This is a genomic window from Terrabacter sp. 01T434, assembly GCF_056398545.1.
The window spans coordinates 110,757-133,297 of sequence record NZ_JBFTPP010000006.1; the positions used below are offsets into that span (position 1 = coordinate 110,757).

General features: G+C 70.9%; 15 protein-coding genes and 1 pseudogene. 6 read left to right on the plus strand and 10 right to left on the minus strand.

Going from position 1 to position 22,541, the window contains the following annotated elements; all coding sequences use genetic code 11:
• Positions 1-56 precede the first annotated feature (56 nt).
• Both AC1DIW_RS14375 and AC1DIW_RS14380 read left to right on the plus strand, forming a co-directional pair.
• Positions 57-2,210, plus strand: a complete 2,154-nt coding sequence (locus AC1DIW_RS14375) for a RecQ family ATP-dependent DNA helicase (RefSeq protein WP_478108991.1) — start codon at positions 57-59, stop codon at positions 2,208-2,210.
• Between the two features lie 52 nt (positions 2,211-2,262).
• Positions 2,263-3,231, plus strand: coding sequence for an acyl-CoA thioesterase (locus AC1DIW_RS14380; RefSeq protein ID WP_442280358.1), 969 nt, complete (start codon positions 2,263-2,265; stop codon positions 3,229-3,231).
• A gap of 125 nt (positions 3,232-3,356) precedes the next feature.
• On the opposite strand, the gene treZ is transcribed toward AC1DIW_RS14380, so the two are convergent.
• The 5 genes from treZ to AC1DIW_RS14405 all read right to left on the minus strand — a co-directional run bounded on the left by treZ (position 3,357) and on the right by AC1DIW_RS14405 (position 11,979).
• The gene (treZ, locus tag AC1DIW_RS14385) at positions 3,357-5,183 is read right to left on the minus strand and encodes a malto-oligosyltrehalose trehalohydrolase (protein ID WP_478108993.1); all 1,827 of its coding nucleotides are present in this window, start codon (positions 5,181-5,183) and stop codon (positions 3,357-3,359) included.
• Positions 5,180-7,606 (minus strand): malto-oligosyltrehalose synthase, encoded by a 2,427-nt coding sequence (gene treY, locus AC1DIW_RS14390; RefSeq protein WP_478108994.1) that lies wholly within the window; start codon positions 7,604-7,606, stop codon positions 5,180-5,182. The genes treZ and treY overlap by 4 nt, the downstream gene beginning before the upstream one ends.
• Positions 7,603-9,774, minus strand: a complete 2,172-nt coding sequence (gene glgX / locus AC1DIW_RS14395; RefSeq protein ID WP_442280361.1) for a glycogen debranching protein GlgX — start codon at positions 9,772-9,774, stop codon at positions 7,603-7,605. Before glgX ends, treY begins: the two co-directional genes overlap by 4 nt.
• A gap of 283 nt (positions 9,775-10,057) precedes the next feature.
• Entirely contained in the window at positions 10,058-10,834 is a 777-nt protein-coding gene (locus AC1DIW_RS14400; protein ID WP_478108996.1) for an SDR family oxidoreductase, read from the minus strand.
• Positions 10,834-11,979, minus strand: coding sequence for an acyl-CoA dehydrogenase family protein (locus AC1DIW_RS14405; RefSeq protein WP_478108998.1), 1,146 nt, complete (start codon positions 11,977-11,979; stop codon positions 10,834-10,836). Before AC1DIW_RS14405 ends, AC1DIW_RS14400 begins: the two co-directional genes overlap by 1 nt.
• A gap of 98 nt (positions 11,980-12,077) precedes the next feature.
• On the opposite strand from AC1DIW_RS14405, the gene AC1DIW_RS14410 reads away from it, so the two are divergent.
• Together AC1DIW_RS14410 and AC1DIW_RS14415 are read left to right on the plus strand one after the other, a co-directional pair.
• Positions 12,078-12,704 carry a TetR/AcrR family transcriptional regulator gene (locus AC1DIW_RS14410; protein ID WP_442280364.1) on the plus strand — a complete coding sequence of 209 codons (627 nt, stop codon included), beginning with the start codon at positions 12,078-12,080 and terminating at the stop codon, positions 12,702-12,704.
• A gap of 65 nt (positions 12,705-12,769) precedes the next feature.
• Positions 12,770-13,141: pseudogene (locus tag AC1DIW_RS14415) on the plus strand (2'-5' RNA ligase family protein); the annotation flags it as partial.
• On the opposite strand, the gene yczE reads toward AC1DIW_RS14415, so the two are convergent.
• Positions 13,116-13,886, minus strand: a complete 771-nt coding sequence (yczE, locus tag AC1DIW_RS14420; protein ID WP_478109000.1) for a membrane protein YczE — start codon at positions 13,884-13,886, stop codon at positions 13,116-13,118. The pseudogene AC1DIW_RS14415 and the gene yczE sit on opposite strands and share 26 nt — an antisense overlap.
• Before the next feature lie 62 nt (positions 13,887-13,948).
• Here yczE and yczR point away from each other — a divergent pair, with 62 nt between their 5' ends.
• Both yczR and AC1DIW_RS14430 read left to right on the plus strand, forming a co-directional pair.
• Entirely contained in the window at positions 13,949-15,394 is a 1,446-nt protein-coding gene (gene yczR, locus AC1DIW_RS14425) for a MocR-like transcription factor YczR (protein WP_478109002.1), read from the plus strand.
• 64 nt (positions 15,395-15,458) lie between these two features.
• Complete coding sequence (locus AC1DIW_RS14430) at positions 15,459-16,499, plus strand: magnesium transporter CorA family protein (protein WP_478109003.1); 1,041 nt, start codon at positions 15,459-15,461, stop codon at positions 16,497-16,499.
• A gap of 67 nt (positions 16,500-16,566) precedes the next feature.
• Here the strand turns inward: AC1DIW_RS14430 and ettA are convergent, their stop codons facing one another.
• The 4 genes from ettA to AC1DIW_RS14450 all read right to left on the minus strand — a co-directional run bounded on the left by ettA (position 16,567) and on the right by AC1DIW_RS14450 (position 22,484).
• Positions 16,567-18,249 (minus strand): energy-dependent translational throttle protein EttA, encoded by a 1,683-nt coding sequence (gene ettA, locus AC1DIW_RS14435; protein WP_442280368.1) that lies wholly within the window; start codon positions 18,247-18,249, stop codon positions 16,567-16,569.
• Between the two features lie 69 nt (positions 18,250-18,318).
• Positions 18,319-18,921 carry a single-stranded DNA-binding protein gene (locus AC1DIW_RS14440; RefSeq protein ID WP_478109005.1) on the minus strand — a complete coding sequence of 201 codons (603 nt, stop codon included), beginning with the start codon at positions 18,919-18,921 and terminating at the stop codon, positions 18,319-18,321.
• Between the two features lie 189 nt (positions 18,922-19,110).
• Positions 19,111-20,820, minus strand: a complete 1,710-nt coding sequence (locus tag AC1DIW_RS14445) for a GTPase (protein ID WP_478109007.1) — start codon at positions 20,818-20,820, stop codon at positions 19,111-19,113.
• Positions 20,817-22,484, minus strand: a complete 1,668-nt coding sequence (locus AC1DIW_RS14450) for a dynamin family protein (RefSeq protein WP_478109198.1) — start codon at positions 22,482-22,484, stop codon at positions 20,817-20,819. Before AC1DIW_RS14450 ends, AC1DIW_RS14445 begins: the two co-directional genes overlap by 4 nt.
• Positions 22,485-22,541: the final 57 nt, after the last annotated feature.

A 22,541-nucleotide genomic window follows, 5' to 3' on the forward strand; every position in this document is an offset into this window, starting at 1 on the left:
CCACAGCCTGCGTATGCCGGTCGGGCCGGTCGGTGCGGCCACGTAGGTTGGGTGCCATGACGTCACCCTCCACCTCGGCCCCCTCCGCACCGTCCGTCGCCGACGTCGACCCAGCCCTCCGCGACCGAGCGACCACCGCGCTCCGTCGGCTCGTCGGCCGAGAGGACGTCGACTTCCGCGACGGCCAGCTCGAGGCGATCAACGAGCTCGTGGCCGGGCGGCGCCGCGTGCTCGTCGTGCAACGTACCGGCTGGGGCAAGTCGGCCGTCTACTTCGTGGCCACCGCCCTCCGGCGGGCCGAGGGCGCGGGTCCCACCGTCATCGTCAGCCCCCTGTTGGCGCTGATGCGCGACCAGATCGCGGCTGCCCAGCGCGCGGGCATCAGGGCCGTCACGCTCAACTCGACGAACGCCGAGGAGTGGGGCGCCGTGTCCGGCGCTCTCGCACGTGGCGAGGTCGACGTGCTGCTCGTCAGCCCCGAACGCCTCAACAACCCGCGCTTCCGCGACGAGCAGCTGCCCGCGCTCGCCGAGACGTGCGGACTGCTCGTCGTCGACGAGGCCCACTGCATCAGCGACTGGGGCCACGACTTCCGACCGGACTACCGGCGCATCCGCGACCTGCTGACGACGCTGCCCGAGCGCACACCGGTCCTGGCGACGACAGCGACGGCCAACGCGCGCGTCGTCACCGACGTCGTCGAGCAGCTGGGGGCTGGCGGCCGCGACGTCCTGACGCTGCGAGGGCCCCTGGCCCGGGCGTCGCTGCGTCTCGGCGTGCTGCCCCTCGCGGCCCCGGAGCAGCGCCTCGCCTGGCTCATCGCCCACCTGGGCGAGCTGCCCGGCTCGGGCATCGTCTACGCGCTCACGGTGGCGGCCGCCGAAGACGTCGCAGCGGCGCTCCGCGAGGCAGGACACCAGGTGGCCGCCTACACCGGACGCACCGAGCCGTCCGAGCGGATCCGGCTCGAGGAGGCGCTGCGCGACAACGAGGTCAAGGCCCTCATCGCGACCTCGGCTCTCGGCATGGGTTTCGACAAGCCCGATCTCGGTTTCGTCCTGCACCTCGGCGCCCCGTCGTCGCCGGTCGCCTACTACCAGCAGGTCGGTCGCGCGGGCCGCGCCACCGAGCGTGCCGACGTGCTGCTCATGCCCGGCCCCGAGGACAAGGACATCTGGCGCTACTTCGCCTCGGCCTCGATGCCCAAGCAGGATCAGGCAGACGCCGTCGTGCGTGCACTGACCGAGTCCCCCAAGGCCCTCTCGACGGTGGCACTGGAGACCATCGTCGACGTGCGCCGCACTCGCCTCGAGCTGCTCCTCAAGGTGCTCGACGTCGACGGCGCCGTCCACCGCGTGCCCGGCGGCTGGACCGCCACCGGCGAGCCGTGGACCTACGACGCCGAGCGCTACGGCCGAGTCACCGAGGCCCGGGAGCTCGAGCAGCAGCTCATGGTCGACTACGAACGCACGGACCGCTGTCGCATGGCCTTCCTCCAGGAGACCCTCGACGACGACTCCGCCGAGCCCTGCGGCCGGTGCGACCGGTGCGTCGGGCCCTGGTTCGACACGACGATCCCCGAGGCCGCGGTCAACACGGCCCGGTCACGCCTCGAGCGACCTGGTGTCGTGCTCGACGCGCGCGCCCAGTGGCCGTCCGGCATGGACCGCCTCGGCGTCCCGTTCAAGGGAAAGATCGCGCCCTCGGTCGCCATGGACGAAGGCCGAGCCGTCGCCCGCCTGAGCGACCTCGGGTGGGGCCAGCGTCTGCGCGAGCTGCTCAGGGGCGAGGACCGGGAGGTCCCGGCCGAGGTCCTGCGAGCGTGCGTCGACGTCCTCGCAGGCTGGGGCTGGCGGGAGCGGCCCGCGGCGATCGTGTCGGTCCCCTCGCGCCGACGGCCGCTGCTCGTCAGCTCGTTGGCCGAAGGCATCGGTCGGCTCGGGCGCCTGCCCTACCTGGGGGCGCTCGACCTCGTCGAGGGCGGTCCCGTCGGCGAGCCGGGCGGTAACAGCGCCTTTCGGCTGGCCAACGTCTGGGGACGACTCGCGGTGGGGCCCGAGCTCGGGAACGCCCTGACTGGCATACCCGGGCCGGTGCTGCTGCTCGACGACGTCAGCGACTCCCGCTGGACCCTGACCGTCTGCGCCGGCCTCCTCCGTGACGCCGGTGCGCCGGCCGTGCTCCCGATGGCGCTGGCCATGGAGGCGTGACACCGGTCGCGGGCTGCGACGGCGACTCGGTCGCTGCCACTAGGGTCGTCCCGTGACTGCAGACGCCCCCTCCGAGCCGCGCCCGCTCCCCCCGCTCGACGACCTCATCGAGGTGCTGACCCTCGAGGACGTCGGCACGGCCCACATCGCCGTCACGGACGTCCAGGGGCGCGACGCCGCCGAGTCGATCGGCGCCGCGTCCGCGCGGGTCTTCGAGGGCCGCAGCCAGAAGATGCCCCATGGCCGCGTGTTCGGTGGACAGGTCCTGGCCCAGTGCGTCATGGCCGCCGGCATCACCGTGCGCGACCTCAACGACGGCGACGGGTCGCGCCCCATCCACTCGCTCCACGGCTACTTCATGCGGCCGGGCGACGACACGCTGCCGATCCGCTTCGCCGTCGAGGAGATGCGCGACGGCAACTCCTTCTCCACCAGGCGCGTGCATGCGGTCCAGAAGGGCGCGCCGATCATGTCGATGACCTGCTCCTTCCAGGAGCGGGCCGGGGGCCTCGACCACCAGAACGCGATGCCGCACGTGCCCGGGCCCGAGGGCCTCGTCTCGCTGGCGGACGCCTTCCGCGGCGTCGACCACCCCGGCGCCCGCCACATCGCAGAGGCGCGCCCCATCGAGCTGCGTCCCGTCGAGAGCAACATGTTCCTCGATGCGGGTCCCGAGCAGGTCGCGGCGAACCACGTGTGGATGCGTGCGGTTGCCCGGCTCCCCGACGATCCCCTCCTGCACGCCGCGGTCCTCGCCTACTCGAGCGACTACTCGCTGCTCGAGCCGGTGCTCCGCCGGCACGGCCTCGTCTGGACCGACCGACGGCTCCGGGTCGCGAGCCTGGACCACTCGATGTGGTTCCACCGCGACGTCCGCGCCGACGAGTGGCTGCTCTACGCCCAGCAGTCGCCGTCCGCCGTGAGCGGCCGAGGCCTGTCGATCGGCGAGATCTTCAGCCAGGACGGCACCCTCGTCGCCACGACGGCCCAGGAGGGCATGGTCCGCGTCAAGCAGTCCTGAGGCGCGACCGTCTGGCGCGGCCCCACATCGTCGTCGGGCCAGAGGCGCGTCTGCACACTCGGCTGGCCCCGTCACCACACGCACACCTCGCGGGGTGGTGTGACGGGGCCGGTCGAGTGGGCGCGTCAGACCGTCGTGCGCAGGACCGCCACGTCGTGGCCGTCGAGTCCGACGCCGTGCGAGTCGACGATCGGGGCCCGACCCCAGGACGCGAGCACGTGCTCGACCTCGCCGTGGAAGGGCACCACCTGCGCGCGACCCGCCAGGTTGGCGACGACATGGACGGAGCCGCGCGACATGATGATCCACTCCGCGTCCTCGTCGAACCGAACCGACGTGGCGCGGAGGTCGCCGGACGCGACGTCGGGCTGTGTCCGGCGCACCTTGATCAGCTCACGGTAGAAGTGCAGCATCTCGTTGTGCCCGGGCGCGCTCGGCTCGCTCCAGTCGAGCACGCTGTGCGCTCGCGTCGCGGGGTCCTGCGGGTCCGGCACGTCCGCCTCGTCCCACCCGTGGGCGGCGAACTCGGCACGCCGGCCCGAGCGGACGGCCTCGGCGAGCCAGTCCTCCTCGAACGAGGTGAAGAAGGCGAACGGGGTGCTGGCGCGCCACTCCTCACCCATGAAGACCATCGCCGTGAAGGGTGAGAGCAGGTAGAGCGCGGCGCCGACGGCTTGACGACCCGGGGAAACCTGATCGCTGATGCGGTCGCCGGTGGCGCGGTTGCCGACCTGGTCATGGGTCTGGAGGTAGGCGAGGAACTGGTGCCCCGACCGCGCCTCCCGGTCGACGCGCGCGCCCCATACGGAACCGCGGAAGGTCGACATGCGGCCGTCGTGCAGGAACGCCTCGGAGAGCGTCTTGGCCAGCACGGAGATGGGACCCCCCTCGGGCCACGCCTCCGTGCCACCGGCGAAGTCGGCGTAGTAGCCCTGCGTCTCCCCCGTCAGCGCGACATGGAGCGCGTGGTGGATGTCGTCGTCCCACTGCGCCGTCATGCCCCGGCCGCCCTCACCGGTCGGCGTCACCATGACGGCGTCGTTGAGGTCACTCTCGGCGATGAGGTCGAGCGGACGCCCGAGCTCCATTGCGAGAGAAGCGGTCTCGTCGGACAGCTGGGCGAGGACGTGGGGCTCGGACTCGTCACGCAGCTCGTGCACGGCGTCCAGACGGAGCGCGTCGACGTGGAAGTCACGGAACCAGCGCAGGGCGTTGTCGATCACCCAGCGGCGCACCTCGTGGCTGCCGTCGGCATCCAGGTTGACGGCCGGCCCCCACGGCGTGGTGTGGGTGTCGGTGAAGTAGGGCCCGAACTCGGCGAGGTAGTTGCCCGTGGGTCCGAGGTGGTTGTAGACGACGTCGAGGCAGACTCCGAGGCCGCGTGCGTGGCACGCGTCGACGAAGCGCTGGAACGCGGCCGGACCGCCGTAGGCCTGCTGGACGGCATACGGCGCGACCCCGTCGTAGCCCCAGCCGTGCGTCCCCCCGAAGGCCGCGACGGGCATGACCTCGACGACGTCGACGCCGAGATCGACGAGGTGCCCCAGGTGGCCGATCGCCGCATCGAAGGTGCCCTCGGGCGTGAACGTGCCGACGTGCATCTCGTAGACGACCCCGCCGAGCACGCCGCGGCCGTCGCGGGTGCCGGGCCAGCTCGCGTCGCTCCAGGCGTACGCCGCCGCGTCATAGGTGCGGCTCGCCCCGTGGACGCCGTGAGGCAGCCAGGCACTGCGCGGGTCGGGACGCGGATCCCCGCCGTTGACGCTGAAGGAGTAGTCCAGCGCGCCCTGGTCGGGGCGCGGCCACGACCACCAGCCGCCGTCCTCGGCGGTCATGGCGTGACGTCGCACAGCCGTCGTCGGCTCGTGCTGGCCCTCGAGCGGCGTGACGAGGATGTCGACCCGGGACGCAGAGGGCGCCCAGACGCGGATGCTTTCGGTCTCGGAGGTCATGACTCGTCCCGTACCCGCACGAGCAGGGCGACCGGCAGACCTGCGCCCACGACGTCCGCGAGAGGAGTCGCTCCACCAACGAACGTCCGCGACGAGATGACGTCGGACCAGCGGCCCTCGGGCAGCTCCACCGTGGCCTCGCCGTAACCGCCGGCATCCGCGAGCCGTCCGGCAAGACGGGTCACCACCGTGACGACCTCGACGGCCTCGCCCGTGCCGCGACCGAACGCCACGGCGTGCTCGGACGTCGTCGCCACGGGGAGGTACGTCGCGTTCTCCCCCGTGAAGAAGTCCGCCCGCTCCCGGCGCGTGCGCAGGGCTGCGCTCGTCACGAGCAGCTTCTCGTCGTGCAGGTCGGCCGGGACGGCACCACCGTCGAGACGTGCGAGGCGACCCCGACGCTCCGCGTAATCGACCGCGCGGCGGTTGTCCGGGTCGACGAGGGAGAGGTCGACGAGGTCCGTGCCCTGGTAGACGTCCGGCACGCCCGGCATCGTCAGCTGGACGAGCTTCTGACCGAGCACGTTCGCCCGCGTCTCGCGTCTCGTCGACCCGACCCAGGACTCGACATGAGCCACGATCTCGGGCGTCGTCACGACTCCGGAGACGAAGCGCTCGACGGCCGACTCGTAGGCCTCGTCGGGCTCGGTCCACCGCGTGTAGAGCTTCGACTCCCGGATCGCCTTGAGGGCGTAGGCCTGCAGGCGGTCCTCGCTGATCGGCCACGCGCCGACGAGGGTCTGCCACAGGAAGTACTCGGTGAGCACGTCGAGCTCCTCGGCTCGCACCGGTGCAGCGAGCTCACGGGCCGTGCGCACCCAGGACGCCCACGCGTCGGGTCGCTCGGCGAGGACGAAGAGCCGCGCCCGGACGTCCTCCGCGCGCTTGGTGTCGTGGGTCGAGAGCGTCGTCATCGACTGCGGCCACGCGCCCAGCAGGTCCTGCGCGAACTCGTGGAACTCTTGGGTCGGCACGCCCACCAGGGTGGGATCGCCGCCCACCTCGTTGAGCCCGACGAGGCGCAGGTAGCGGTAGTACGCCGTGTCCTCGATCGCCTTGGCCATGGCCGGACCGCACGTCTGCTGGAACCGGACGACGAACTCGTCAGCGGCGGCCTGGTCGTCGGGTGACGCCTGCCCCAGCGCGAGGTCGACGACGGCCTCGACGGTCCCACGGTCGAGGGCCCCACGCGCGCTCTCCTCGCCGCGCGACACGGCCGACTGGAGCTCGTCAGCGTCGTGCGGGTGGGGAGGCGTGCCCGGCCGCAGGTAGACGCGATAGCGGTCCATGCCGACGAGCATCGCCTCGATGACCTGACGCGCCGCGTCGGCGTCGAGGTCGGGCCGCGCCCGTGCGACGAGTCGCAGCAGCCGGCTCACCTCGGTGGCGAGCATGACCTGCACGACCCACCGCTTCGACGCCGTGACGATGGCCTCGAGGTCCTGTCGCTCGCCGAGCAGCTCCGTCGAGAGGTCGTCGAGCGGCTGCGCACCGGCCGGGTCGACGAAGAGGCCGCCGACGCGCAGCAGGGCGTCGTATCCGGTCGTCCCGGCCGTCCGCCACCCGTGCGGCAGCTGCTCCGACCCCTCGAGGATCTTCTCGACGACGACCCACGCGTCACCGGTCGCCTCGCCGAGTCGCTCGAGGTAGCCCTCGGGGTCGGCGAGGCCATCGGGGTGGTCGATGCGCAGGCCGTCGATGGCGCCGGAGCGGACGCCGTCGACGAGCAGCGCGTGGGTGGCGTCGAAAACCTCGGGATCCTCGACGCGCACCGCGATGAGGGAGGTGACGTCGAAGAAGCGACGGTAGTTCAGCTCCGAGTCCCCGACCGTCCACGACGCGAGCTGGTAGTGCTGGGCGTCGAGGAGGTCAGCCAGCGGCGTTCCCGGGTCGGTCCCGGGGGCGAGCGGGAAGACGTGGTCGTAGTACTGCACGACCGGCTCACCCTCGTGCTCTCCGACGGAGATCTCGCCCGCTGCGAGCACCTCGTCGAGCGGCGAACCGAGCACAGGCATGAGGATGCGGCCGCCCTGGGCGTCCCAGTCGACGTCGAACCACGTGGCGTATGCCGACTGTCGGCCCTCGCGGAGCACCGACCACAGCGGACGGTTGAGCGAGAGCGGCGTCGGGGTGGTCATGTGGTTCGGCACGACGTCGACGACGACACCGAGGCCGGCTGCGTGGGCGGCCTCGACGAGGCGCGCGAACCCGGCGTCGCCGCCGAGTCCCTCGGCGACCGTCGTGTGGTCGGTGACGTCGTATCCGTGCTTGGAGCCGACAGTCGCCTGCAGGACGGGCGACAGGTAGAGGTGCGTGATCCCCAGTGTCGCAAGGTGATCCACCTGCGCGACCGCGTCGTCGAGGGTGAAGTCCGGCTCGAGCTGGAGACGGAAGGTGGAGACGGGTGCGTTGGCGTACCTCACGCGGTGGCCTCCAGGGTGACGCCGGGGACAACCGGCGAGACCTCCACGCGCGGACACCTCAGGACGACGATGCTGCGCGGCTGGACCTGGATCTGCCACGTCGGGTCGAGCGGGCTGGCGTCGATCTCATGCAGCGCCGTGTCGATGACCGGGAGCCAGTGCGCGCCGTACTCCTCCTCGGGCAGCGTGAACGCGAGCGGCTCGTCGTGCGCGTTGAACATGACGAGGAACGAGTCGTCGAGGATCTGCTGCCCGCGCGGGTCCGGCTCGGGGATCGCCGAGCCGTTGAGGAAGATCATGAGCGACTTGGCCAGGCCGTTGCTCCAGTCCTCCTCGTCCATGTGCTGGGCCTCGGGGGTGAACCAGGCGATGTCGCCGAGCTCGCTCTCGCCGCCGTGGTCGGCGCTGCCCGCGAAGAACCGACGGCGTCGGAAGACCGGGTGCTCCCGACGCAGCTTCACCAGCGACTGCGTGAAGGCGAGGAGCTTCTGGTCGTCCTCGTCGAGGATCCACTGGATCCACGAGATGTCGTTGTCCTGGCAGTAGCCGTTGTTGTTGCCGCTCTGGGTGCGACCGAGCTCGTCGCCGTGGAGCATCATCGGCACGCCCTGCGAGAAGAGCAGGGTGGTGAGGAAGTTGCGCTGCTGACGCAGGCGCAGGTCGCGGATCCCGGGATCGTCCGTCGGGCCCTCGACGCCGCAGTTCCACGAGCGGTTGTGGCTCTCGCCGTCGTTGTTGCCCTCGCCGTTGGCCTCGTTGTGCTTCTCGTTGTAGGACACGAGGTCGCGCAGGGTGAACCCGTCATGGGCGGTGACGAAGTTGATCGAGGCGATCGGCTTGCGGCCGGAGTGCTCGTAGAGGTCGCTGGATCCTGTGAAGCGAGACGCGAACTCGCCGAGGGCGCCACCCTCGCCGCGCCAGAAGTCGCGCACGGTGTCGCGGTACTTCCCGTTCCACTCGGTCCACAGCGGCGGGAAGTTGCCGACCTGGTAGCCACCCTCGCCGACGTCCCACGGCTCGGCGATGAGCTTGACCTGGCTGACGACCGGGTCCTGCTGGATGAGGTCGAAGAAGGCGGACAGCTTGTCGACCTCGTGGAACTGGCGGGCCAGGGTCGCAGCGAGGTCGAACCGGAAGCCGTCGACGTGCATCTCGGTGACCCAGTAGCGCAGCGAGTCCATGATCAGCTGCAGCACGTGCGGGCTGCGCATGAGGAGGCTGTTGCCGGTGCCGGTCGTGTCGTAGTAGTGCGTCAGGTCGTCACTGACGAGGCGGTAGTAGCTGTTGTTGTCGAGCCCGCGGAACGCGAGCGTCGGCCCCATGTGGTTGCCCTCGGCCGTGTGGTTGTAGACGACGTCGAGGATGACCTCGATGTCGGCCGCGTGCAGCTCCTTGACCATGGCCTTGAACTCGAGGACCTGCTGCCCGCGCTGCCCGCCGGCCGCGTACTCGTTGTGCGGCGCGAGGAAGCCGATGGTGTTGTAGCCCCAGTAGTTCGACAGTCCACGGTCGACGAGGGGCGCGTCCTGGACGAACTGGTGCACCGGCATCAGCTCGATGGCGGTGATGCCCAGCTCGCTCAGGTGCTTGATCATGGCGGGGTGGCCGATGCCGGCGTAGGTGCCGCGGATCTCCTCGGGGATCTCCGGGTGGAGCATCGTCAGGCCCTTGACGTGGGCCTCGTAGATGATGCTCTCGTGGTACTCGTGGCGGGGCGGACGGTCGTCGCCCCAGTCGAAGAACGGGTTGATGACGACGGAGTGCATCGTGTGGCGCACGCTGTCGTCGGTGTTGATCTCCGTCGTCGTCGCCGCGTCCTCGTCACCGAAGGTGTACGAGTAGAGCGACTGGTCGTTCTCGGCCTGCCCCTCGATCGCCTTGGCGTACGGGTCGAGCAGGAACTTGCTCGGGTTGCAGCGATGGCCGTGCTCGGGATCGTAGGGCCCGTGCACGCGGAACCCGTAGCGCTGCCCCGGCTGCACGTAGGGGACGTAGCCGTGCCAGACGAAGCCGTCCGTCTCGGGCAGGTCGAGGCGCGTCTCGGCGAGGTCGTCGTCGAGCAGGCACAGCTCGACGCGCTCGGCAGCCTCGGAGAAGACCGCGAAGTTGACCCCGGACCCGTCGTACGTTGCCCCGAGGGGGTAGGGCTTGCCCGGCCAGATCTCCATGAACTGCTACTTTCCGTCGTTCGGTTGCGGCGCGGCGCCGCGGCGCCACTGCGTGGCCACCAGCGGACGACGATGGCCGCAGAGCGCATTCTTCCCTGCCGAGGCCCGTCGAGCGCAAGGCGGCCGTATGCCGGTCGACATGCCCCGAGGGGGGCGTCGACGGCGAACGGCGAGAAGACGCTGCTCAGCCAGGGCGTCCGCGAGTCTTGTACCCGGTCCGGTCGGCGTGGAGACAGCGCCGGTGGGGGCGAGGTCGACCCGGGAGATCGGTCGCGGCCCCTGGCTAGAGGGCCCCGCCCAGCGTCACGCCGCCGTCGATGGTCAACGTCTGCCCGGTGACCCACGAGGCATCGCTGCTCAGCAGGAAGCTGACGGCGCCGGCGACGTCCTCGGGCAGGCCGAGCCGCTTCATCGGGTAGGCGCGGACCACCTTCTCCTCACGTCCCTCGTACAGCGCCTCGGCGAACTTCGTCTTGACGACGGCGGGGGCGACGGCGTTGACACGGACGTCGGGACCGAGCTCGTAGCCCAGCTCGGTCGTCAGGTGGATGAGTGCCGCCTTGGACACGCCGTACCAGCCGATGACGCCGCTGGCGCCCTGACCGGCGACCGAGGCGAGGTTGACCACGGCACCGGGATGGCTCTCGTCGCCCAGCCCGGCGGCGACGGCCTTCTTGATCCACGAGAAGGCGGCGACGACGTTGACGTCGAGCACCTTGCGCGCGATGTCGAGCCCCGAGTCGAGCATCGGGCCGTAGACCGGGTTGATGCCGGTGTTGTTGACGAGCAGGTGCAGCCCGCCGAACGTCTCACGGGCCCTGGCGATGACCTCGTCCTGGTGCGCCTCGTCGGCCGCGTTGCCCGCGATGCCGAGGGCGTTCTCGGTGCCGCCCAGCTGCTCGACGGCCGCCGCCAGCGCCTCGGGCCGCCGGGCGGTGATGACGACCTTCGCACCCTCGGCGACGAGGCGCTCGGCGATGCCGAGGCCGATCCCTCGGCTGGCGCCCGTGATGATCGCGACGGCGCCCTCGTGGCGTCCGCCGTTGCGGGTGGCCCCCATCAGAAGCCGAGGTCCCGGCCGATGAGCTCCTTCATGATCTCGTTCGAGCCGGCCCAGATCTTCGTGACCCGGGCGTCGCGCCAGGCGCGGGCCACGCGGTACTCGTTCATGAAGCCGTAGCCGCCGTGCAGCTGGACGCAGTGGTCGAGCACGTCGTTCTGCACCTGCGAGCTCCACCACTTCGCCTTGGCGGCGTCGACCGCGGACAGCTTGCCCTCGGCGTGGGCGGCGACGCAGTCGTCGACGTAGGCCTCCGCCACCTCGATCTTCGTGACGAGCTCGGCCATGAGGAACTTGTTGTGCTGGAAGGCGCCGATCGGCTGGCCGAAGGCCTTGCGGTCCTTGGCGTACTGGATGGTCTCCTCGAGGATCGCCTTGGCGTGGGCGACGTTGGAGACCGCGGCGCCGACGCGCTCCTGCGGGAGGCGCTGCATCATCGAGATGAACCCCATTCCCTCAGGTCCGAGACGGTTCTCGTCGGGGACACGCACGTTCTCGAAGAAGAGCTCGGCCGTGTCGGACTCGTCCATCCCGACCTTGTCGAGCTTGCGCCCGTTGACGAAGCCCTCCATGCCGCGCTCGACCATGAGCAACGTGATGCCCTTGGCGCCCTTCGACGGGTCGGTCCGGGCCGCCACGATGACGAGGTCGGCCTGGTAGCCGTTGGTGATGAAGGTCTTGGAGCCGTTGAGGACCCAGGCATCACCGTCGCGGACCGCGGTCGTCTTGAGGGCTGCGAGGTCGGAGCCGCCGGAGGGCTCGGTCATCGCGATGGCGCAGATGAGCTGGCCGCTCGCCATGCCGGGCAGCCAGCGCTGCTTCTGCTCCTCGGTGCCGAGGTCGACGATGTAGGGCGGGCACACGTCGGAGTGGATGCCGAAGCAGGAGCTCGTCGCCGCGTTGAAGCGGGACATCTCCTCGGCGACGACGGCGTTGAAGCGGTAGTCGTCGACCCCGGCGCCGCCGAACTCCTCGGGGATGTCGAGGCCGAAGAAGCCCTGCTTGCCGGCCTCGAGCCAGATGTCGCGCGGGATCGACTTGCCCTCGATCATCTCCTGCGCGCGGGGCGCGAGCGTGCGGCTGACGAACTCGCGCGCCGACGCGCGCATCGCCTCGTGGTCCTCGTCGTAGATGTTGCGGGGCATGGCGTCCTCCATCGGGCGTGCTCACGGGTGCGTTGCGCCGGTACCCACCGGTAACTAAGCGCTTGCTTAGTTTCCCTCCCCTGCGGCATGCTGTCAACGTGCCGCAGCCCACCACGACCCCGCCAGCCGCAGGCGCCCGGACGTCCGACCCGGACGCGTCCACGGTCGAGAGACTCCTGCAAGCCGCAGCCCACGCGTTCGCAGACAAGGGCTTCCACGCCACGACGACTCGCGACATCGCGTCCGGGGCCGGACTCTCCCCCGCCGGCGTCTACGTCCACTTCGGCTCCAAGGAGGAGCTGCTCTTCGCCCTGAGCCGCAGTGGGCACGAGTCGGCCCTCCGACTGCTGCGCTCGGCCATCGCGGACGGGGCGACCCCGGCCGAGCAGCTCGTCACCGCCATGGCCCGCTTCACCGAGTGGCACGTCGAGCAGTACCAGGTGGCGCGAGTCGTGCAGTACGAGCACCACCACCTGACCCCCGAGCACCATGCCGAGGTCCTCGCCCTGCGCAAGGAGATGGACTCGCTCGTGCGCGACGTCCTCGACCGCGGCGTCGCCGACGCCACCTTCTCCGTCGACGACAGCGCCGACACCGCACTGGCCCTGCTCTCGATCGTCGTCGACGTGGCCCGCTGGTACTCCCCGACGATCCGGCGCACCCCGGCCGAGATCGGCGCGACGAACGCCGCCCTCGCGCTCCGGCTCGTGGGTGCCGGACGCTGAGCGCGCCACCGGCCGTCAGGGGTCACTCGGTGCTCCAGGTGCCGGTGCCCGAGCTCGAGCCGTTCGTGCGTGCCCGCACCGGGCACTACGACACCGACTACCTCTCGACCGCCCCGGGCTTCGTGCACGCCCACGTCACCGCGCTCGCACCGTTCCTCGACGGAGCCGACCTCACGGCCGAGGTGCTCGACAAGGTCGCCGAGATCGCCTCCACCACCAGGCACTTCGACTTCACCCTGGCGGAGCTCGACACCTTCCCCAACGGCATCGTGCACCTCCTGCCCGAGCCCACGGGCCCCTTCGCCGCCCTCACCACGAGGCTCTGGGCCGCCTTCCCGCAGTGCCCGCCGTATGCCGGCCGGTTCGGTGACGTCGTCCCGCACCTGACGCTCGACGCGCTGGGCGACGACGTCACCGAGGACTCGACGCGCGACCTCGTCGGTCCGCACGTCCCGGCGCACTGTCGGGCCGAACGACTCGACCTCGCGTGGTACGAACCGGGCTCATGCCGGGTCCTTCACTCGTGGCGCCTCGGCGCCTGACGCCTGCCAGGTCGACCGTCAGGCGGGGCAGGAAGAACTGGACGAGCGGGCCGATCGACACGGCATACAGCACGGTGCCGAGGCCGACGGGGCCGCCGAGCAGCCAGCCCACGGACAGCACGACCACCTCGATGGTCGTGCGCACCAGACGGATGGACAGGCCGGTGCGGCGCGCGAAGCCCGTCATGAGTCCGTCACGCGGACCGGGGCCGAGCTGGCTGCCGATGTAGAGCCCGCCGGCGACTCCGTTGAGGACGATGCCGAAGCCGAGCAGCAGGACGCGTGCCCACATCGACTCGGGTGAGGCGATGAGCGCCAGGCCCGCGTCGGCGGCGAGACCGATGACGACGACGTTGGCCACCGTGCCGAGCCCGGGCCACTGCCGCAACGGCACCCAGAGCAGCAGGACGAGGGCGCCGACGATGATCGTGACCTGGCCGAACGTCAGCGGCACGTGCGTCGCGATGCCCGCATGGAAGACGTCCCACGGGTCGAGGCCGAGCGTCGAACGGATCATCATCGCCATCGACACGCCATAGAGGACGAGGCCGGCCATGAGCTGGGCAAGCCGGCGTGGCAGCAGTCCGGCGCGCAGCTGCTGGCGCGGGGTGAGGTTCGCAAGCTGGACATGACGGCGCATGCCGTCCATCATGACGGCGCAGTGGACTGACTTTTAAGGGCCAGTCGTGCGACAGTGGACCGGTGCGCACCGTCTCGGCCCGCTCCCTGGCACTGCTCCTCGGCGCTGACCCGCTCCCCCGGCCGGCCTACCGCAGCCTCGCGGACGGCATCCGACGCCTCGTCTCCGACGGGAGGCTCCTCGTCGGCACGCGCCTGCCGAGCGAGCGCACGCTGACGACCGAGCTCGGCCTCAGCCGGACCACCGTCGGCGCGGCGCTCGACGCGCTACGCGACGAGGGTTTCATCGCGACTCGTCGAGGCTCGGGCAGCGTCGTCTGCCTGCCGACGGGTCCGTCAGGACTGGCGCTCTCGCAGGCCGGCCTCATCCCCACCGACGTCCCGCCCGACGTCATCGACCTCACGTATGCCGCCCTCCCTGCCGCCGCCGGGGTCACCGCGGCCTACGAGCGGGCGCTCGCGGAGCTCCCCCGGTTCCTCGCGACGGCGGGCTACGACCCGCGCGGCCTCCCCGAGACCCGGGCAGCGGTCGCACGGTGGTTCGACGGACGGGGGCTTGCCACCTCGCCGGACCAGGTGGTCATCACCTCGGGCGCGCACAGCGGCCTGTCGGCTGTGCTGCGCGCCCACCTCGACGTCGGGGACCGCGTCCTCGTCGAGAGTCCCACCTACCCGAATGCCGTTGTGGGAGTGCGACGCTCCGCCTACCGCGCGGTGCCGACCCAGTTGACCGCGACCGGGTGGGACGTCGACGCGATCGAGGTCGGCCTGCGTCAGAGCGGCGCCCGGGCGGCATACCTCATCCCCGACCACCAGAACCCGACCGGGCTCGTCATGGACACCCCGACACGTGAGGCGCTCGCACAGGTGCTCGCCCGGACGAAGGCGATGCCCGTCGTCGACGAGACGTTCGTCGAGCTCGGACTCGACACGTCAGCCACCGCCACGCGTCCGGCTCCCTTCGCCGCCTCGTCACGCGGGGCCCACACCCTCGGCAGCGCCGGCAAGACGTGGTGGGGCGGCCTGCGCGTCGGGTGGGTACGGGCCCCCGAGGGCCGCGCGGAGTCCGTCATCGAGGCGCGCCACAGTCTTGACCTCGGCACCGCGATCCTCGAGCAGCTCGTCGTCACCGACCTGCTCCGCCAGGGCGAGGCACTCCTGGCCGAACGGCGTCGGGAGGCTCGTGCGCGCCGCGACGCCCTCGTCGTGGCGCTCCGGCAGCACGTGCCCGACTGGCGCTTCACCGTGCCCACCGGCGGTCTGAACCTCTGGTGCGAGCTGCCCGAGGCCCGCGGCGACGAGCTGGCCCGGGTCGCCGAGTCCGCCGGCGTGCGACTGGCCCGCGGCAGCCAGTTCGGGGTCGAGGGTGGCTTCACCCGGTGGGTCCGGGTGCCCTTCTGCGTCGCCCCCGACGAGGCTGACGAGGTGGGGCGCCGCCTCGCGAACGCCTGGCAGCTCGCGCTGGGCGAGCGCCCCACAGCCCACGACGTCACCCCCCTCATCGCCTGATCCCGAACCCGGCGCACCCGCCCACGTCTCACTCTCGAGGGAGATCGACTGAGAGACTGGGCGAGTGGGCAACAACGCAGCCGGACGCATCACCTCCTGCCGGTGGGAGCACGGCAAGGTCGTCGACGAGGGCTTCCCCCTCGAGGACGTGTCCGAGCTCCTCGAGCGTGAGAACTCGCTCATCTGGGTCGACCTGTGCGAGCCGGACCATACCGGGCTGCGCGCCCTGTCCGCAGAGCTCGGGCTCGACCCGCACGCCGTCGAGGACGCCGTCTCCGCCGGCGAGCGACCGAAGGCGACCCGGCACGCCAAGCACACCTTCATCACCGTCTACGCCACACGGCTCGAGCCCGGCGGCACCGCCACGGACGCACGCGACCCCGAGCCCCCGGGGCCGGAGTCCCGCCTGCGCACGGCACGGATCTCGGCCTTCGTGCTCCCCGGGGGCATCATCACCGTCCGCGGCAGCGACGACGTCGACATGCAGCAGGTGCTCGACCGGTGGAACGACGACCCCGAGCTGCTCGACCTCGGCGTCGGAGCGCTCGTGCACGGGCTGCTCGACACCGTGGTCGACGGGCACTTCGAGGCGATCCAGCAGCTCGACGACGCGATCGAGGACCTCGAAGACCTGCTCTTCGACGAGAGCAGCCGGACGCACGCCGTCCAGGTGCGCACCTACCGGCTGCGCAAGGAGCTCGTCGAGCTGCGACGTGTCGTGCTGCCGATGCGCGACGTCGTCAACGCGGTGCTCCGGCACCGGGGCGAGCTCGACCAGCGGCACACCGAGCTCGACGGCTTCTACGACGACCTCTACGACCACGTCCTCCGCGCCGCCGAGTGGACCGAGTCGCTGCGCGACATGGTGACGACGATCTTCGAGACCAACCTGTCGCTGCAGGACGCCCGGCTCAACACGGTCATGAAGAAGCTCACCGGCTGGGCCGCGATCATCGCCGTCCCGACCGCGGTGACGGGATGGTTCGGCCAGAACGTGCCCTACCCCGGCTTCGGGCGCCCCTGGGGTGTGCTCTTCAGTGCGGCTGTCATCGCCGGCGTGGCCGTCACGCTCTACGGCGTCTTCCGGCGCAAGGGCTGGATCTGACGCCAGAGGGCCGGGATGCGGGTGCATCCCGGCCCTCTCGTCGACGGCGTCGCCGTCGCTCGCGCGATCAGTCGCGCGTCAGCTTGCGGTAGGTGACGCGGTGCGGTCGGGCTGCCTCCGGACCCAGGCGCTCGACCTTGTTGGCCTCGTAGGACTCGAAGTTGCCCTCGAACCAGTACCAGTTGGCGGGATTCTCCTCGGTGCCCTCGTAGGCGAGGATGTGCGTCGCGACCCGGTCGAGGAACCACCGGTCGTGGGTGATGACGACCGCGCAGCCCGAGAACTCGAGCAGCGCGTTCTCGAGCGAGCCGAGGGTCTCGACGTCGAGGTCGTTGGTCGGCTCGTCGAGGAGCAGGAGGTTGCCGCCCTGCTTGAGGGTGAGCGCGAGGTTGAGACGGTTGCGCTCACCACCGGACAGGACGCCGGAGAGCTTCTGCTGGTCGGGGCCCTTGAAGCCGAACTGCGACACGTAGGCCCGCGACGGGATCTCGACGTTGCCGACCTTCATGTGGTCGAGGCCGTCGGACACGATCTCCCAGAGGTTCTTCTTGGGGTCGAGGCCTTCACGGCCCTGGTCGACGTAGGAGATCTTGACGGTCTCGCCGATCTTCACCTCGCCGCCGTCGGGCTCCTCGAAGCCGACGATGGTCTTGAAGAGGGTCGACTTGCCGACACCGTTGGGGCCGATGACGCCGACGATGCCGTTGCGGGGCAGTGAGAACGACAGGTTGTCGATGAGGACCCGGTCGCCGAAGCCCTTCTTGAGGTTCTTGACCTCGATGACCGTCGAGCCGAGGCGCGGGCCCGGCGGGATCTGCAGCTCCTCGAAGTCGAGCTTGCGCGTGCGCTCGGCCTCGGCCGCCATCTCCTCGTAGCGGGCCAGTCGAGCCTTGCTCTTGACCTGACGGCCCTTGGCGTTGCTGCGGACCCACTCGAGCTCGGTCTTGAGCCGCTTGGCCAGCTTGGCGTCCTTCTTGCCCTGGATCGTGAGGCGCTCGGACTTCTTCTCGAGGTAGGTCGAGTAGTTGCCCTCGTAGGGGTAGAGCCGACCGCGGTCGACCTCGGCGATCCACTGCGCGACGTTGTCGAGGAAGTAGCGGTCGTGGGTGACGGCGATGACAGCACCGGGGTAGGTCTCGAGGTGCTGCTCCAGCCAGAGCACCGACTCGGCGTCGAGGTGGTTCGTCGGCTCGTCGAGCAGGAGCAGGTCGGGCTTCTGCAGGAGCAGCTTGCACAGCGCGACGCGGCGACGCTCACCACCGGACAGGTTGGTCACGGGCGAGTCCGGCGGCGGGCAGCGAAGGGCGTCCATGGCCTGCTCGAGCTGGCTGTCGAGGTCCCACGCGTCGGCGTGGTCGATGTCCTCCTGCAGCTTGCCCATCTCGGTGAGCAGGGCGTCGTAGTCGGCGTCGGGGTCGGCCATCAGGGCGGAGATCTCGTTGTAGCGGTCGAGCTTGGCCTTGATCTCGCCGGCGCCCTCCTCGACGTTGCCGAGGACGGTCTTGTCCTCGTTGAGCGGCGGCTCCTGGAGCAGGATGCCCACGCTCGCGCCCGGGGCCAGGCGGGCCTCACCGTTGCTCGGCTGGTCGAGTCCCGCCATGATCTTGAGGATCGTCGACTTGCCGGCGCCGTTGGGGCCGACCATGCCGATCTTCGCGCCGGGGTAGAAGGACATCGAGACGTCATCGAGGATGACCTTCTCGTTGTGTGCCTTGCGCGCACGGGTCATGGTGTAGATGTACTCGGCCATGCGCAGAAGGCTATCTGTCGGCGAGCGCGGCACCGAATCGGTGTCCGCGCCCGCTGACCGCCACCACCGTCAGGCCGTGAGCCGCTCGACCACCTCGTAGTCGTCGGTCTCGGGATCCCCCGTCGCGAGGACGTCGTCGATGTTCGCGGCCGTTGCGCCATCCGACTCGGCGTCGTAGTCGTCGTCGACCACTCCGTCTGCGTCGACGTGGGCCGGGCGCACGTCCGACGGTCCCGACTCCCCCTCGGCCATCGCGCGAACCGAGGCCTGGACGTCGGGGTCGGCGGTGCGGTCCTGACCGAGTGCTGCCGCCCGGCTGACGCGCTCGAACGTGGCCCGCCCCCAGGACATGTCGTGGCCGATGTGGGCGGCGTCGATCTGCGGCGATGTGCGCGGTGTGCCGTCGTTGCTCAGGTACGGCTTGATCGAGATGTGCCCCGTGACGATGACGGGCTGCCCCTTGCGCAGGGCTGACGCGACGTTGGCCGCGAGGGCGTTGAACGCGATGACGTCGTAGAAGCTCGTGTCGCCGTCGACGAACTTGCCGTCAGGGGTGCGGCGGTAGGGCGTCGTCGCGACGCGGAAGGTGGTGTAGGTGCTGCCGTTGCGGGCCTGTCGCTCGACGGGCTCGCTCACGACGTTGCCGTGCACAGTGATGCTGGTCTCGTTCATCGGTGCTCCTCAGAGGGTTCGGCAGGCGACCTCGCGCCGCCTGGAACCACCTTCGGACCCGGTCGTCCTGACCGACAGCGCCGCTCGGCCACCTGTGGACACGGAGACCTTCCGCCACGGGGGTGTGGACGAGCGCCCCGGCGGACCGCTCCGCCTCCCTCGCTCCCCCCAGGCCTCGTTCGGCAGGCGTCAGCCGGTCGCGGCCTCGAGGTGCTCGCGGGTCTCGCGGTGACGCGCGAGGACCTCGTCGACCGGGACGAGGATGTGCTCGTCGGTCACGAGCGCCACGGACTCGGTGAGACGCTTCCCCACGACAGTCCTGCGGTGACGGGCACCGACGCGCGCCCACCACCGCGACAGGATCCCGAGCCCGATGCCGACGAGGACACCGACGACGACCAGGACGAGCGGCAGCGGCAGGATGCCGACCGACGGGGTCTCGGGATGCGGGAGCTGCAAGAACGCGGAGGCCCACAGGACGGAATACCAGATCAGCCCGGCGAGGGCCACGACGCCGAACGCCCACTGCAGGACGTTGACCATGAACCACCAGACCGGGCGCCGCGCGCGCAAGGACGTGCCGATGACGGCTCGGTCGAGCGCGTCGGTCAGGGCGCCGTCGCCACGGTCGACAGCGTCCTCTGTGGCCTGGGCCCAACGCACCGGCAGACCGTGCGACGCCTCGCGCACGAAGTGACGGGTGGCGAGGTCGACGGCCGACACGGTCGAGACGGTCGGCGCCGGAATCGACGACCGCCCCAGCAGGGCCCGCACGTCGGCTCCCTCGATCTCCACGGGGATGGGTGGTCGGCCGCCGGTGCGGTCGAGGCGCAGTCGGCGGAGCGGGTCGGCGGCGAAGCCCTTGGTCCAGCGGGCGAACAGCCAGCCGGTGTGCGCGAACGCCTCCCGACGGTAGTCGCGCTCGACGGCATCCAGCACGATCGGGACTCCGGCTGCACGGGCCAGCGAGGCATCCAGCTCGTCACGGGGCACCTCGGCCACCTCGACCTCGGCGTCGGCGACCCCGGACCGCAGCCTCGTTGCAGCACCGATGATGTCCGCCTTCAGGCGCTGGCGCGAAGCTGCATGTCCCGCAACGGCATTGGCCAGACGCTGCGTGAACTCAGGTATGCCTTGGCCGGTGACGGTCGACGTCGCGAGGACTTTGGCGTCGGCCACGCCGTCTACGACGAGCAGTTTCGCAAGGTCTCCGGTGACGGTCTTCACCGCCTCGGCGGTCAGCCGGTCCGACTGGTTGAGCACCGCCAGCGTGACGGCGTCGTGCTGTGAGAGCAGACTGACGAACTCGTCGTGGAGTCGGGCGTCGGCGTACTTCTGGGGATCGGTCACCCAGACGAAGACGTCGACGAGCTCGAGCACCCGCTCCGCCTCCTGGCGGTGGTCGAGCTCGCGCGAGTCGAAGTCGGGCAGGTCGAGCAGCACCATCCCATCGAGCGATCCCACGACCTGTGTCGGCGCGGCCACCGCATCGGCGGCGCCCTTCCCCGGACCGGAGGCGGTGTCGACGACGTGGCGGGCGGCGACGCCGAGCCAGTCCAGCAGCTCGGACGCGTCGGGGTCACCCCACACACCGGCGGTCGGGCGCGACGTCGTCGGTCGGCGCGCGCCGATGGTCGCGACGTCGGCCCCGACGAGGGCGTTGAAGAGTGAGGACTTGCCGCTGCCCGTGGCCCCCGCGAGGGCCACGACCGTGTGGTCGCCGCCGATCCCGGAACGCTCGACGGCCTTGTCGACGACCCTCCGCGCGACCGCGACTCCGGAGGGGTCGAGCTCGTCAGCGCCCGACACGAGCGCCAACGACAACTCGGTGGTGCGGGTGCCGAGCTCGGCGGCCGAGACCGCCCGCACGGTGGCACGTCCCATCCTGATCGGGCTCATCGCGCGCCCCTCACGGCTGCGGCAGCCGTGGTCAGGCGCTCGGTCTGGTCGGTGTCGACCTGCAATGTCGTGACAGCTCCTTGGTAGCGGGCGAGCTCGGCGGCATACAGGTCGTCGACGCGACCGGTCAGCTGTTCGCGCGCCTTCCGGGCCAGCTCTCGAACGGCCTGGTCGCCGAACACGGCCTCGAGCAGCTTCTGACCGACGACGGCGGTGCCTCCGGCGATGCCGACCTCGGCCCCGGTGATGCCGGCGGTGCTCGCGAACGTCACGAGCATGAGGACGACACCGAGCCCGTTGACGCCGTAGGCCATGATCCGTGCGGTCGTGCGACGGTCCCGACCCTCGTCGCGGACCATCTGGAGGATGTCGCCCTGCCAGTCGCGCACGAGGCGCTGGATGCGCCGGTCGACGTCGGTGCCGGAACGCCCGAGCGTCGGGTCGGCCGTGAGCAGCTGGTCGCCGCCCGGCAGGGTGCGCCAGACCCGCGCGATCGAGCTCGCGGCCAGCTCGGCGCGGTTGACGACGAGCGACTCGACCCCGGACTGGAGCGCCTCCCCGAGGTCATCGGCACGCGCCGGCTCACCCTTGAGGAGGGACGTGAAGCGGTCCCGGACCCGGGAGACGGTCGACTCGACCTGACGGAAGAACTCACCGGTGCCGACGAACTCCTGCCACCGGGCCAGCACCTCACCGCGCAGGAGCGTGCCGTCGAGCATCCCCTCGCGCACGTGGCGCCTCGCCTCGTCGTAGGAGGCCGCGGCTGCGGCCACGAGTGCCCGGCCCGCTGCGGTCTGCTCCTTCGAGGCCTCGGCCAGCGCCTGGGTCAGGGCGTCCAGGGAGACGAGGGCACCCTGGAGTGTCTGCCGCACGACGTCGGCCCGTGCCTGGGCGTCGCCCGCGAGCGCCGCGAGCCAGCCGCGCAGGCGAGCGGTCTGCTCGGGGGGCAGGAGCCCGTCCGCGAGCTCGGACTCGACCACCGTGAAGATCGGCGCCTGGTCGAGGCCCTGCTCGCGCAACATGGACGCGAAGTGCGTGCGGATCTCGTCGACGGCTTTCGGAGGCACCCGGTCGAGGACGATGGCCACGGCCGTGCCGCGCTCGGACGCCTCGCGCAGCAGCTGCCACGGCACCGCGTCGGCGTAGCGCGCTGCCGTCGTGACGAACACCCAGAGGTCGGCGGCGGAGAGCAGCTGCGTCGCGAGGTCGCGGTTCGTCTCGACCACGCTGTCGATGTCCGGGGCGTCGATCAGGGCCAGACCGGCGGCGACCTCGTCGGTCGAGACGAGACGCACCGCGCCCGGACCGTCGGACGACGAGTGTCTGCCGGTGATGCGGGCCAGACCCGGCAGGACGCGCGATCCGGAGAACCACGCGGCGTCGGACGGGTGGTGGATGAGCACCGGCGAGCGCGTCGTCGGCCGCAGCACGCCGGGCAGCGTCACCTCGCGTCCGACGACGGAGTTGACGAGGGTCGACTTGCCCGCGCCCGTCGACCCGCCGACGACCGCGAGCAGGGGCGCGTCGAGAGACGTCAGCCGCGGGACGACGTAGTCGTCGAGCTGGTTCAGGAGGCGGGTGCGCTCGAGCCGGGCGGTCGCGGCGCTGGGCAGGTCGAGGGGGAACGAGGTGTCCGAGACGGTCGAACGCAGGGCCTGCACCATCGAGAGGAGCCGCTCGTTGTCTCCGGAGTCAGCCGCCACGCGGGCCATCTTCTCCTG

Coding starts and splice junctions, on each gene's coding strand:
- AC1DIW_RS14400 (WP_478108996.1), bottom strand. CDS start 10,834: ATGGGGGCCACCCGCAACGGCGGACGCCACGAGGGCGCCGTCGCGATC.
- AC1DIW_RS14375 (WP_478108991.1), top strand. CDS start 57: ATGACGTCACCCTCCACCTCGGCCCCCTCCGCACCGTCCGTCGCCGAC.
- ettA (WP_442280368.1), bottom strand. CDS start 18,249: ATGGCCGAGTACATCTACACCATGACCCGTGCGCGCAAGGCACACAAC.
- AC1DIW_RS14450 (WP_478109198.1), bottom strand. CDS start 22,484: ATGGTGCAGGCCCTGCGTTCGACCGTCTCGGACACCTCGTTCCCCCTC.
- AC1DIW_RS14405 (WP_478108998.1), bottom strand. CDS start 11,979: ATGCCCCGCAACATCTACGACGAGGACCACGAGGCGATGCGCGCGTCG.
- AC1DIW_RS14445 (WP_478109007.1), bottom strand. CDS start 20,820: ATGAGCCCGATCAGGATGGGACGTGCCACCGTGCGGGCGGTCTCGGCC.
- AC1DIW_RS14440 (WP_478109005.1), bottom strand. CDS start 18,921: ATGAACGAGACCAGCATCACTGTGCACGGCAACGTCGTGAGCGAGCCC.
- glgX (WP_442280361.1), bottom strand. CDS start 9,774: ATGGAGATCTGGCCGGGCAAGCCCTACCCCCTCGGGGCAACGTACGAC.
- treZ (WP_478108993.1), bottom strand. CDS start 5,183: ATGACCTCCGAGACCGAAAGCATCCGCGTCTGGGCGCCCTCTGCGTCC.
- yczE (WP_478109000.1), bottom strand. CDS start 13,886: ATGCGCCGTCATGTCCAGCTTGCGAACCTCACCCCGCGCCAGCAGCTG.